The 11,464-nt window shown below is 60.4% G+C and carries 13 protein-coding genes and 1 pseudogene; 6 read left to right on the forward strand and 8 right to left on the reverse strand.

Annotated elements, in window-relative coordinates; translation table 11 throughout:
• Position 1 precedes the first annotated feature (1 nt).
• Positions 2-1,000 carry a DUF1403 family protein gene (locus NKH80_RS15990; protein WP_502900962.1) on the reverse strand — a complete coding sequence of 333 codons (999 nt, stop codon included), beginning with the start codon at positions 998-1,000 and terminating at the stop codon, positions 2-4.
• Between the two features lie 145 nt (positions 1,001-1,145).
• Here NKH80_RS15990 and NKH80_RS15995 point away from each other — a divergent pair, with 145 nt between their 5' ends.
• Entirely contained in the window at positions 1,146-1,286 is a 141-nt protein-coding gene (locus tag NKH80_RS15995; RefSeq protein ID WP_352992454.1) for a hypothetical protein, read from the forward strand.
• 178 nt (positions 1,287-1,464) lie between these two features.
• Here the strand turns inward: NKH80_RS15995 and NKH80_RS16000 are convergent, their stop codons facing one another.
• The 4 genes from NKH80_RS16000 to repA all read right to left on the reverse strand — a co-directional run bounded on the left by NKH80_RS16000 (position 1,465) and on the right by repA (position 5,528).
• Positions 1,465-1,734: a type II toxin-antitoxin system Phd/YefM family antitoxin gene (locus tag NKH80_RS16000; RefSeq protein ID WP_352992487.1), complete on the reverse strand. Its 270-nt coding sequence runs from the start codon at positions 1,732-1,734 to the stop codon at positions 1,465-1,467.
• Between the two features lie 119 nt (positions 1,735-1,853).
• The gene (gene repC / locus NKH80_RS16005; protein ID WP_352992456.1) at positions 1,854-3,059 is read right to left on the reverse strand and encodes a plasmid replication protein RepC; all 1,206 of its coding nucleotides are present in this window, start codon (positions 3,057-3,059) and stop codon (positions 1,854-1,856) included.
• Positions 3,060-3,216: 157 nt separating this feature from the next.
• Entirely contained in the window at positions 3,217-4,296 is a 1,080-nt protein-coding gene (repB, locus tag NKH80_RS16010; RefSeq protein ID WP_352992458.1) for a plasmid partitioning protein RepB, read from the reverse strand.
• Positions 4,297-4,313: 17 nt separating this feature from the next.
• Positions 4,314-5,528, reverse strand: a complete 1,215-nt coding sequence (repA, locus tag NKH80_RS16015; RefSeq protein WP_352725238.1) for a plasmid partitioning protein RepA — start codon at positions 5,526-5,528, stop codon at positions 4,314-4,316.
• A gap of 702 nt (positions 5,529-6,230) precedes the next feature.
• Here repA and NKH80_RS16020 point away from each other — a divergent pair.
• A complete protein-coding gene (locus NKH80_RS16020) occupies positions 6,231-6,461 on the forward strand; it encodes a hypothetical protein (RefSeq protein WP_352992489.1) in 231 nt (76 codons plus the stop codon).
• Positions 6,461-7,153 (forward strand): nucleotidyl transferase AbiEii/AbiGii toxin family protein, encoded by a 693-nt coding sequence (locus NKH80_RS16025; protein ID WP_352725240.1) that lies wholly within the window; start codon positions 6,461-6,463, stop codon positions 7,151-7,153. Before NKH80_RS16020 ends, NKH80_RS16025 begins: the two co-directional genes overlap by 1 nt.
• A gap of 41 nt (positions 7,154-7,194) precedes the next feature.
• Here NKH80_RS16025 and NKH80_RS16030 read toward each other — a convergent pair whose 3' ends face one another.
• Positions 7,195-8,325, reverse strand: coding sequence for a site-specific integrase (locus tag NKH80_RS16030; RefSeq protein ID WP_352992461.1), 1,131 nt, complete (start codon positions 8,323-8,325; stop codon positions 7,195-7,197).
• Between the two features lie 269 nt (positions 8,326-8,594).
• Between NKH80_RS16030 and NKH80_RS16035 the strand changes: the two genes are divergently transcribed.
• The 3 genes and pseudogenes from NKH80_RS16035 to NKH80_RS16045 form a co-directional block, all read left to right on the forward strand.
• Positions 8,595-8,891: a hypothetical protein gene (locus NKH80_RS16035; protein ID WP_352992463.1), complete on the forward strand. Its 297-nt coding sequence runs from the start codon at positions 8,595-8,597 to the stop codon at positions 8,889-8,891.
• On the forward strand, positions 8,881-9,474 hold the full coding sequence (locus NKH80_RS16040; RefSeq protein ID WP_352992465.1) for a type II toxin-antitoxin system VapC family toxin: 594 nt from the start codon (positions 8,881-8,883) through the stop codon (positions 9,472-9,474). The genes NKH80_RS16035 and NKH80_RS16040 overlap by 11 nt, the downstream gene beginning before the upstream one ends.
• Before the next feature lie 413 nt (positions 9,475-9,887).
• A pseudogene (locus NKH80_RS16045) lies at positions 9,888-10,326 on the forward strand (DUF1403 family protein); the annotation flags it as partial.
• A 414-nt stretch (positions 10,327-10,740) separates the two neighbouring features.
• Here the strand turns inward: NKH80_RS16045 and NKH80_RS16050 are convergent.
• Positions 10,741-11,055, reverse strand: a complete 315-nt coding sequence (locus NKH80_RS16050) for a transposase (protein WP_352992467.1) — start codon at positions 11,053-11,055, stop codon at positions 10,741-10,743.
• Positions 10,997-11,335, reverse strand: a complete 339-nt coding sequence (locus NKH80_RS16055) for a transposase (protein WP_352992469.1) — start codon at positions 11,333-11,335, stop codon at positions 10,997-10,999. Before NKH80_RS16055 ends, NKH80_RS16050 begins: the two co-directional genes overlap by 59 nt.
• Positions 11,336-11,464 lie beyond the last annotated feature (129 nt).

Genomic DNA, 11,464 nt, shown 5'->3' on the forward strand with positions numbered 1-11,464 from the left:
CTCACAGCCCGTAGATGCGGAAGGTCGGACGGCCGGACAGCTCGCGCACGGCGCCAAGTTCGATCAGCCGGTCGAACAGGCGGCGCAGGCCGCGGTCGCTTATGCCGGCGATGTTTGAGGATGCGACGATCGCGTCGTCGGACAGCAGCTTCTCGACGACATTGTCCGCCCCTTTCGCCCGCAGCTTTGGGGCGACAGCCAGCAGGCGGTCGGCGCGGCGGCCGAGCTCGGCCGCAAGATCCATCGCCTGCAGCGCCGCCTGGGCATAAGCCGCCCAAATGCGTTGCCGGGACGCCTGCCCGGATTCCCGTTGGGCATGGGGTGACCGACGACCGCCCGCCACCGGGTGCAAGCCGGACAGGGGCACCGCATGCGCCCACCCTAGCCGGTCGGCCAGAACAGCGTCGGCAAGCCACGGTCCAAGCTCGCGCGCGGCGCGACCGTGATGACGCTCGAGCACGGCCATCGCGTCGACCGCGCCAGCGACTGCGTTACCGACCGCGCCAGCCATCGCCTGGATTTCGTCGCCGATTTGGCCGGCCGCCGCGTCGTCAAGCGCGCTCCCCAGATCCGCGGCGACATCGACCAATACCGCCTCGCTGACCAACGTCGCGACCGGACGCGATGCCAGCGTTCGCCAGGCAAGCAGCATACGGCCGGCGGGTCCAACGTCGTCGCCGGGACGGGTGAGCAGCAGCGCGTCGCGCAGCGCCGCCTCGTCCTCGACCCGGCCGGCGCGTTTGGCCGTTGCCGCCGCTGCCCCGAGTGCCAGGCGCTGCCGCCAGGCGCCGGCCCATCGCTCCTGCCGGCGCACCACCGCATCGAGGGCGGTCAGCGCCGCGGCCGCGGCAAACGCAGCGTTTTCAATCGAGTCCGGACCGGCCGCCACGGCGCGCAGCCAGGTCGGCACGGGAGTGGCCAGCACAGCCGGGGCTGCACAGGTGACGACCACAGGTGCATGGCGAAGCAGTTTCGGGCGCAGAATCATCGTCGACAGCATGAATCATCGCGGCGCTTCTGGCAACGAAAATGGCCGAAAGCCGCCGTGCCCGTCGACAGTTAAAAACGAACGATAAACCGCCCTTTCTTTTTGATCTTTCTAGAGGAGATGCTCTCTCTCGTCGATCAAAACCCGGAAATGCGCGTTGGGCAAGAACAATCATATCGTCGCGGTCATGGCCGGCAGGCGCAACAAACACGCCGCACTCGCCTCAGAAGAGGGGGTGCCGCCGGATGATCTGATCGCGATTCTGGAATGCTCGACGGCAGCAGCCGACGCGGCGTGAGCTTCGATTTTTCCTTGCAAAATAGGAGTGGCACTCCACGATTGCAAGGATGACTGGGCGCCGCTCCGCGGCCGAACTCACGGAATCGCTGGACACCGTGTCGCTGCGCGGACCGCGTCAGGTTTGGCAAGACCAGCCTAGCGCTGGAAAGAGCCGGAGAGGAGCGAGCTTCCATCCGTCAGACCTTTGCCGGAGGAAGCTCGCTGTTGAGATGGTCAAGGCCCGGGTCCATTTCGACGGCTTCGACAGCGGCGATTTCGTCCGCGCTGAGTTCCGCGGTCAGATCGACCTGGCGGTCGCGCTTCGACAGCCGGACAAAATCCTCGTAAGCCAGCAGCACGGTGCACGGCTGGCCGTTCTTGGTGATGATGACAGGGTCGCGAACCGCGGCATCTTGATAGGCGCCGAAGTCTTTCGAGACGGCGGCGGCGGCGACGGTGGTGGTCATCGGCTGAACTCTTTTCTTCCGGAAGATACGGCTTTTCCGGGCTTCCACAGGTATCAGCCGGCCATCGTAGTTCGCGCTCGAGCTGGGCGCAAAGCGATAAGCTGCGGGATTGGCGATCATCATCCCGTCATCCTTGCTGTGGCGCCCTTGGCCTTGAGCGCCGCCATCAGCATCGGCCCGACCGAAAAAGTCCCCGCCTTGGCCTTATCAGTCAGCGCCCGAAGGTAGCCGCCGGCGGAATTGATGTGCTGAGCACGTTGCAGGATACAGGCGATCACCATCGCCGCAGTCTCCTGACCCATCGCATGGCAGGCTTCCTCATACGCTGACGGCGAAACACCGAGATATCCCCGCACCTGGGCGGCGGTTATCATGAGATCGCGCCAGTTACTGATCCCGTCGACTGCATAGTCAGCAATTTCCGGGCAAGCTTTCAGCACCATCCCCAGCGGGTATGTTTTCGGCGCCTCTGCGGTCCTCGTCCTGGGCTCGGCCGTCGCCCCGCTTTTCTCTAAAGCAGGTTCAAATTCAAAAGTAGAGTCGGTATTTGAATCAGATTGCTGCCGCTCGTTTTGAGAGTCATTGCCGTTCGGATTCGTGGATTTCATATGAGTTTCCAGCAGTTTATCCACATCGTCATGCAATACGGCCAGATCGCCCACGATCGGCTCGAGCTCAATGATGGAGGCTCGGCGCGGAATTGCCTCCACGATGCCGCGGAAACGCTTCCACAGGCCTCCCCAGTCGCCCGGCACATCTTCGTCAACCGCCGCCTCGATCAGCTTGTGGATGTCACGGCGGTGCAAGGTAATCCGCTCCCGCATAAGCCTGAGCGCCCGGCTGTCGGCGCGAACACGCTCAGCCACCGCCTCGAACTCGTGAGCACGCGCCAGCAGGGGCGCCAGGGAGAAGCCAAACGCTTCCTGAATCTCCCCTCCCCTGCCCTTGCGGGCGTAGCGCTTACCGTTCGGGCTATCTCGACGGATGATCAGCCCGCAGTCAACAAGAGCCGCCAGGTGTCGCCTGGCCGTGGGTTCGGGCATTCCATGAGCTCTAAGGGACAGCTGTGCGTTCGAGGGAAACACGATGAGGCTGTTTTCCTCACTCAGTTCGCTGTCAGGATAGAATGATAGCAACGCATTCAGGACGGCCAGAGCGCGATCGCCGATGCCGACGATGCTCTTGCCCTCGCAGAGGTTGCGATAGACCTGCCATTTGTCGACGACCCTGCCCTTGGGGATCTCACGTGACTCGTTTTGCGCTGCCAGCATGGCAAGCGACATCGGCCGCCGCCCAAAGGGCGTCGTTGCAATACCCGTCTCCATTTGTTCCTTCGCCTTCAATTAGGCAAAAGAAATCCGTCCGCCGAACCGACGCTTAAAACTCTTGACACTGATTCGCGAAAATGTGATTCTCAGCTTGCTTATGGTTGAGAAGGGCTTCCGCGACGGTGACGTTCGGGGGCCTTTTTCTTTTGCGGTTTCAGTTCTCCTGTTTCGACTTTCTGAACGCTTCGTAGAGTTCGCCCAGATTGCTTGAAATCCACTCGCCGAAGGGCTTCGCCTCCTTTTCCGTGAGCACGAGCGAGAAATCCTTGGGACGTGATTTGGTGATGATGCTGACTGATTTGTCTCTAGGAGCCCAGCAGTTGGCAGCTACCGCCTTCACCTTCTTCGTCGAGGCTGTCTTGTTGGCCTTATTCGCGAGATTGAAGACCATCAGAAAGCGGTCGTTGGAACTGGCTTTCTTGAACTTGTCCTGCCCCAACAGATGTTCGAGGCCATCGACATTGCTGCTCTTGAGGAGGATGGATAGATCGTACCACCTGTCCCTACCAACTCCCCTCGCAGCTCCGATCTTGTAGATCACGGCTTCCGGGATGTTGGTGGTTACAGACTGCAGTTTGGACAAAACGGTCTTATTGATCGCCAGCGAAGACATGATCGTCGCGTTGTCAAACTGTTCGGCCAATTTCCTTGCGAACAGCGCCCGCTCAATGAATGAGAGATCGGCACGAGCAGTGTTTTCCTGCCCTTGAGCGATTACGTGTTCCTGATCGGAGAGCTGCCTGACTGCTGCATTCACCTTGATGCCGAGCGCTTTCGCGGCCTTGGCTCGACGATGCCCGAAAACGATCTGAAACCGACCTTCGGAACCTGATATCGGCCGTACCAAGATCGGGCTGTCCTGTCCCCTTTCCGCAATGGCCTGGATCAGTTCCTGTAGGCTTGAATCGTCATCGCCATCAAGACGGTCGACGACGAACGAGGCTTCCAACTGGTCGGGGTCCAGTTTGATGATCTGGGTGCCGGACAGTAGCTGCTTCTCGATTTCCTCGGCAGCTGCAACCTTGGCGGCCATCTCGTCGGCGGCGCGGCTCATCATCCCGAAAGCGCCACGGCGTCCGGGAGCCCCGGCGGATGTAGTCGGCTTGGAAGCCATCGCGTTTGCAACGTTAAGTTGGGAGTCGCTGTCCCTGTTCTGCTCATTAGACGCCTTGTTCCCGAATGAGTTTACGGGCGTAAACTCGTCATCGGCGCCCTCATTCAGCAGGCCTGCCATGATACCCTTCCTAGCCATCAGCTTGCCCTCCCCCAAGCTCTGTGGATCAACGACATCAGTTCCCCGTTCACGGAATGCAGGGATTCCACGGCACGATCATACGTTGACCGGGTGAGTTGACCCCTCTCGACCTCGTACAGGGTCTGCTTGGTGATGCCCGCGTCAGAGATTGCCGTGGATTTCACCATCTCGTTCTTGAGGACAAAACCTCCGAACAGCGACCGCATGAAATGAACCATCTGCGACTGCGGGATGTCGCCAGGTTCGTATCGGGTAACCAGATAGCGCATCCAGTCAAGGCTCATGTTTCCACCGCCGCGCTTGATGGGATCGAGTATCTCCCCAAGCATTAGCAGGAACTGACACATCGACATAACGTCCAGCATCTGCGGGTGGACCGTTACAAGTACCGCCGTCGCAGAGGATAGGGCGGTGAGGGTCAGGTAGCCAAGCTGGGGAGGGCAGTCCAGGACGACGACATCGAATTTGTCTCCGACATCGGAGAGAGCTGCATCGAGACGCGTGAAAAACAGCCGCCCCATGTCCCGGGTGCCTTTTTCGGCGAGGATCAGCGGAGTATCGTATTCAAATTCCTGAAGTTCGAGGTTTGCCGGAATAATATCGAGACCGGGAAAGTTGGTTTTCCGGATCAGCGCGCTAATTGGTTTCTTATGTTCATCGTATCGGATGGCTTCGTAGAGCGACGGGAATTGATCCAGTTCAGGCTGGATACCGTGCAATGCGGTCAGAGACGCCTGCGGATCGAGATCGATTGCAAGAACCCGATGGCCAGTCAACGCAAGATGCTGGGCAAGATGTGCAGTGGTGGTAGTCTTACCGCTGCCACCCTTGAAATTGACGACAGCTACGATCTGTAGGTGTTCACCATCCTTGCGGTGAGGAACATACATGCGAGAATCCGACCGCCCTTTCTGGTCGAGGTAATGACGCATTTCGAGCATCTGCTCGGCCGTATAGGAGCGGCGCCCGGTTGGTGTTACAGTCGGCTGTGGCCCTTTGCCGTTCAATGATAAGTTTTTGAGATAGCCAGCGCTGATTCCGAGGTAGGAGGCGACTTCGGACAACTGGAACTGCCGAAGCGTTTTCACCGCGTCTGGAGGAAAGTTGTCGAGACGATGCTTTTCAAGGCGGCTGGAAAGCGCCGCGCCCTGCTTCAGGATCAGCTGATCAAAATCCAAAAGAGGCTTATTGGCGTCGAATGCGATATTCATAAGCTGAAACCTGTAAGTGCGAATATTTATCCGCATTAGTCCATTTATCGCACTTAGGCCCGATTCTGTGGATCCTTGCAAGGACTTTAAAGTTAACGAAAGCTTAACGCATTGCTCTGCGGCGTCGTTTACGGCCGTAAACTCATTGGCAGCTACGCCGTCGATTCCCAGGAACGCACCGGGGTGTCCAGGAACGTGCCTACGGGTAGGCGTTTCACGACGATTACGGCCTTTGATGCGTTCGGAGCGCGCGCTTAAGCTACGCCACAGCACCGATGGTCAGCAGCAAGAACATGCCTGCCCTGCCGTGGTGTCGATCGGCTCCCGAAGTGGCCGGAAATGGGCATTCTTGGCTATGAAGTCGTCGATCGTCTCGATCAGGTGGTTAGCACGCCAGATGGTCGAGGCGCACCATCGCCGGCGTCGCTGGCGTCGAGATTGCGCAGGAACCTCGGTAAGGCAGGACGGGGCTCAATGTGACAGAACCGCGCGTAGCCGATTTGCCGCGATTTTGCCTGGATTAGAGGGCCTGAGAATGCGCTCTTGAGGGCGGAGATTCAAACACAGGGGATCAGGATACCCGATCCTTTGATAACGTCGCGCAATTCCCGACGGCGAAAGAGGTGGCAACTTGTGTCATCGGCCCGAAAAGACTACCTTACGGCTATCATGAGCAAGCATTTGGCATCTGTCTTGACGACTGTGAACGGGCCCTACAGCGTGCAGCTGGGCGACGCGACGCTGGCGCATTGCCTTGCAGATCTCGATTTGGCCAAACAGCACCCCGGCCATGTCAGCGCCTTTCTCGGTGAAGTTCCCCCCGCGTTGCAGGTCGAGTTCGCTGTGGTGCATCATATCCAGGTCCCCGACCTGAAAGCCTTCGCCGCTGCGTTCTCCGCCTGGTCCGGCGAGAGCTATCCGCTTGCTGCGTGATGGCCGAACAGGATAGCCGGCGCCCTTCCGAATGGCGGCGGCTTTTTCGCATCGCCGTCGATCTGATTGACCAGCTTCGAGAGAATGCCGGCGGCTATGACTTCGAATGGTCATTTGGCGGCGGCACGGCTATGATGATCCAGATCGGTCATCGTGAAAGCCATGACATCGATATTTTCCTCGATGACCCTCAACTGCTCGGCTTCATTGACCCGTCCAAAAGCCGCCTGCGTTTTGATCTGGTGCCATCGGATTATCAGGGTGATGGGCTTCGGTTTCAGAAATTCGCCTTCGAAGGCATTGGCGAAATCGACTTCATCGTTGCCGGAGCGCTAACGACGACGCCGTTCGAAACCCGTGTGGTGGAAGGCAGGACGGTGCGTCTTGAAACCATTCCGGAAATTATCGCCAAGAAGGTCTATTACCGGGGATCGGAAGCCAAGCCGCGTGACATTTTCGACATCGCTGCTGCTGCCCGGTCTCAATTAAGCGAGGTCGTCAACGCCCTGCGCACGCTCCCCGAACACGTCGCTCGCACCAGAGAGCGGATGGAAAAGCTCAACCCGGAATTCGTGGGCCGTGCCATTGCGCAACTCATGATCATGCCTGACTACGAAGCGTCGGCGGCCGACAGTCTGGTCGCAGCGATCGCTGTGCTCGACGAGGTGTTGTCATCACCTCAAAGAACCTGACCGCCTCACCCTAGGGATCGACCGGGGAAGGGGAGGGCTTTTCAAAGCCCGGACGCCTTGGTGAGATTGACCCGGAAGCGGTCGCGACGCCGCTGGTACTTGCGTGTCATCTCCGCCGAGGCGTGGCCAAGCTGCTTCTGCACATAGCGTTCATCAACCTCCGCGGAGGAAGCGAGGCCTGCGCGCAGCGAATGGCCAGAAAATTTTTGGCCGCGCTCCCCCTCCGACAAGTCGCCGCGCACGCCGGCGGCCAAGGCTGCGCGCTTGACCAGCCGCGCCACCTCCTGATCGTTGAGCCGCTCGGTGCCCACCGCTTTGCCTTGCCCTGTGACGCGGCGGAAGAGTGGGCCATGCGCGATGCGGGCCAGTTTCAGCCAGGTCTGCAGGGCAACGACCGGGCACGTGCTGTCCGCTGTGCCACGGCCGATCTCCACCTCGCGCCAGCCGGTCTTGCCGCGCAACGTAACCAGCACGCCCTTGTCCGGGAAAAATTCAATCCAGCCGCGGCCGTCCTCGGTTTGATCGCGCGCAACATCAAGGCCGACGATCTCGGAGCGGCGCAAGCCGCCGGCGAAGCCCAAAAGCAGCATGGCGCGGTCACGCAGACCGCGCAGCGTGCCGCGGTCGAGCGTCTCCAGCATGGCGACAAGATCGTCGCGCAGGATGGCTTCCTTTTGACGGGGAGGGGAGGCGTGTTTGTTGCGGATGCCGGCGAGCACGGTGGCGATATGCCGGTCCTTCCGGTCGAGCGGTTGACCGCGTTGCGTATAGTTCCAGGTCAGGGACGACAGGCGGCGCTCAATAGTCGACACAGACTTTTTGTCCCTTGCCGATCCCGAGGCCTGGGCCGTGATGTAGAGGCCGACAACTTGGGGATCTGGCGGCAGCGGATCAAACGACTGGCGCCGGCACCAGGCGCAAAAATGCTTCCAGTCGGCCGCATAGGCGCGACGGGTATTTGCCGAACTTGCCGCCTCGACATAATCGCGCGCACGGTCGGCCAGCTTTTCGAGATGCGAAGGCAGTGATGCTTGTCGCGAATCAAGGACCTGCGGGGGAGGGGAGGGAGGTTGATCCGAGCGCCCCATCTCCATGACGACGTCGACAATGTCCGGCAGGTCATCGGCGGCGATCGCGTCGAGCGGCGTCATGATATTACGGGCACTGCTCATTGGGGGCTCTCGTTCCTTGGAATGTCGCAGTGGTGCGATTCGAAGAGCACAACGTGCGACCCAACCGCCGAATTGTCCACCGCGAGACACCTGACGATAGCCCCGCGTTTTACTTCCCGCGACGCACGACAATGGGCTGGGCACGCTTCTCGCGGCGCCGGGCGGGCACGTATGGACGAGCGGCGATTGCTTCCAGGGCTCGCCTCCCTTGCCGTTCATTGCCTTTGCGTTCAACATTCTCTATGTTTCGTTCAACAGGAGAATCCAGGATGAGCATACGTAGCGCAACGGCAGCCGAAAGCGAGGAGCGGATCGCCCACACCCGGAACCGTCTGGTGCTTGAGCAGGCGAGGGCGGTCGGCCTTCTTGGCGCGGCCAAGAACACACGCCTTTCCGGCAGGGTGCCGGCGGAATTGATCGAGGCGGCAAAGAAGCGCGCTCATGTCACCTCCGATACTGAGCTGCTTGAGCTCGCCTTGTCGCGGCTAGCCCTCGAGGATGATTTTGGCATCCGGCTCGTCGGCCGCAAGGGCAGCATCCCGGCGGACATCGATCTTGGCGTTTGATCTCGGGAGCGCGTTGCGTTCTCTCAAACCACAGCGGCGTGCCGGCGGGCTGGAACGGCGGCCGGATTCCGCACTGTCCTGGGCAGGGGACCAGCAGCCTGTCGGCGGCGCGCTGCTATTGGACGCCAGCGTTTATCTGGATGTCCTGCAGGGACGCACGCCCGAAGTGGTTGATGACCTTCTCAGCTATCGGCTTTGCCACCACTCGGCCGTCTGCCTTGCCGAGCTCAGCCACCTCTTCGGCAGGCTCGACCCGGTGCATCCCACGACGAAGTCGGTCCTGAAAGTGGTAGCGGAAACGATCGAGGATATTCCAGCACACCGGCTGCATGCTCCCGACGCCACCGCCTGGGGACGGGCTGGCATGCTTGCCGGTCTGCTGTTCCGGCTCAGCCATCTGCCGAAAGGGGAGGGACACGAACGCCGCTTCCTCAACGATGCGCTGATCTTTCACCAGGCCGGTCTGCTGGGAGCCACGGTTCTGACCGGGAACATCCGGGATTTCGATCCCCTCAATCAGCTTGTCCCGTCGGTGCGTGTAATTTTCTACCGGCCGGCTGCAGGCTTGCCCTCGCAAGGTTGAAAGCATTGCTGGGAGATAGGCGCGTGCACATCGGCGCCGTGGGGGAGGGGAGTGACGCAGCGAACAATGAAAGGGTGAACGGTTGCGAAAAAGCCAAAAATGCGCTATACGCTGCCTTGAGATGGACAACGCTGTGATCGTTCCATCTTGGTCGGGTCCAAGGCTGTTGGCAGCCGACAACCCCGAGCGCCAGGCAAGATAATATGTCGGCGGGATGGCGACAGTCGGCAGCTTTCGTGCCGCGACATGTATCTCATTTCCGGTGAAAAATCAGGGCGGCTGAGGCATTTTGCGGCCGCTTTTCAAAACGACCGATAATGCAACATTATCATTCGTGTTAAATACGCGACAGGTGCGGCGGTTGTCAGGCAAATCAATTGCCAGAAGCGCCGCCATGATTCATCGTGTTTGCGATGATTCTGCGTCCCAAACCCTCTCCGCGCCACTACGCCACGCTTGGCGGTGCCCCTTCGAACGACGCGCCGATGGCAACGGTGCCGGCCTGGCTGCGCCGCGCCATCCCGGATGCGCAAAGCCTTGCGAGCAAAGACGTTGAGGACGTCGCGCTCACAGCGGGCGCTGCCATCGGCGCGCTTGACGCGGTGGTTCGCCGCCAAAGGCGGTGGGCCGGTGCCTGGGCGGCAGCGCCTGGCGCTAACGGCTGCCGCGGTAACGCCGAGGCAGGCCGGCCCCGTCGAGGATGAAGCGGCATTGCGCGATGCCGTGCTGCTCACGCGGCCGGGCGACAATGTCGGGCCCGCCGGTCTTTTGCTCCTCGCCTGGCGCCGGGTGGCCGCCCAGCCCGCAGAGGAGCTGCTGGAGGAGAAAAGCCTTGCCGCGGTGCTGGCCGAATGCGCCAACTACTTTCGGGCCGCCGGATATGACGGCGTGCTCTAAGACCTCATTCTGCGGCGTTGGACTGAGGTCATAAATCATATTTGCCAAGGTCACGTAGTCCGCAACAGGAAGGCCCGTTTTCCCGACACACCACATCCGCCACAGCGGGAAAACCGGCACACTCAAACACTAAGGCTTCTTGACGAAGGAGCGACTTTACTGCAAACATTACGTCACGTTGTATTGATGACAAGGGTGCGTGAGTACCGTTTGAATTTCTCTAGCAGACCATCGATGCGCTTCTCGCAGTCGCGCACGAACCGGCGCCACCGCGTCATCCAGCCGGAGCTTCGCTCGACGACCGGGCCGCGGGGCAAGACTTCGAGGAGCTTGTGGTTAGCGGATCGGCCGATGATCTCGACCACAAAATCAAGGTAGGGCCTTCTCCATCAGCTTGAGCGGATCGTGGGCGCCGTCGGCGAACAGGTCTTTCACCAGAGCCAGCGCTTGCGGATGCCATCCAGAATCGACTGAGCCCCGACACTGTCGGAGATATCGGCAGGGGTGAGGTTGACCATTACCAGCCGCCCATAACGGATCGACGGCGATGTGGCGGTTGCGGCCGACAATCTTCTTGCCGGCGTCGTACCCTCTTGTTGCCGCTTCCGGAGCCTTGATCGATTGGCTATCGATAACGCCCGCCGTGGGACTGGCCTTGCGCCCGGGTCGCTCGCGGTCCAGCATCAGGGCCCATGTCCTGGACGGTCTGTAAAAAAAACCGCCGCGCCAACTCGCGGAACCAGCCGTAGACCGTCTGCCAGGCACGCCGAAAAGGATCGGCAGCATCCGCCAGCCGCGAACCCGAGCCCACAAGGTAGCGAACCGCGTTGATCACCTCACGGAAATCAACCTCGCCCGGACGACTGCGACGCCCTCCTTTGGGCACCATCGGACCGCGCTGCTCCCACTCCTGATCCGTCAGATCGGACGAGTAGACTTTGGTCTTCTTGCCGATCTTGGCCATCCAGGCAGCCCGATTCCCTTGTGAGTTATTGCTTCCCTTTGAGAAAGCGATCAAGCACATTCGACGTAACCTTCGAGGTATAAAAGTCGTCTCCTTCAAGTCCTAGGACCCAGTCAGTTGTCGCGGCTG

The sequence above is a fragment of the Mesorhizobium sp. M0904 genome, from assembly GCF_040319475.1.
GTDB lineage: Bacteria > Pseudomonadota > Alphaproteobacteria > Rhizobiales > Rhizobiaceae > Mesorhizobium.

Excerpts from the sequence above, each read along its gene's own strand:
- repB (WP_352992458.1), bottom strand. The coding sequence starts at position 4,296 with ATGGCAGGCCTGCTGAATGAGGGCGCCGATGACGAGTTTACGCCCGTA.
- NKH80_RS15990 (WP_502900962.1), bottom strand. The coding sequence starts at position 1,000 with ATGCTGTCGACGATGATTCTGCGCCCGAAACTGCTTCGCCATGCACCT.
- repC (WP_352992456.1), bottom strand. The coding sequence starts at position 3,059 with ATGGAGACGGGTATTGCAACGACGCCCTTTGGGCGGCGGCCGATGTCG.
- NKH80_RS16025 (WP_352725240.1), top strand. The coding sequence starts at position 6,461 with ATGGCCGAACAGGATAGCCGGCGCCCTTCCGAATGGCGGCGGCTTTTT.
- NKH80_RS16030 (WP_352992461.1), bottom strand. The coding sequence starts at position 8,325 with ATGAGCAGTGCCCGTAATATCATGACGCCGCTCGACGCGATCGCCGCC.
- NKH80_RS16055 (WP_352992469.1), bottom strand. The coding sequence starts at position 11,335 with ATGGCCAAGATCGGCAAGAAGACCAAAGTCTACTCGTCCGATCTGACG.
- NKH80_RS16000 (WP_352992487.1), bottom strand. The coding sequence starts at position 1,734 with ATGACCACCACCGTCGCCGCCGCCGCCGTCTCGAAAGACTTCGGCGCC.
- NKH80_RS16050 (WP_352992467.1), bottom strand. The coding sequence starts at position 11,055 with ATGCTGGACCGCGAGCGACCCGGGCGCAAGGCCAGTCCCACGGCGGGC.
- NKH80_RS16035 (WP_352992463.1), top strand. The coding sequence starts at position 8,595 with ATGAGCATACGTAGCGCAACGGCAGCCGAAAGCGAGGAGCGGATCGCC.
- repA (WP_352725238.1), bottom strand. The coding sequence starts at position 5,528 with ATGAATATCGCATTCGACGCCAATAAGCCTCTTTTGGATTTTGATCAG.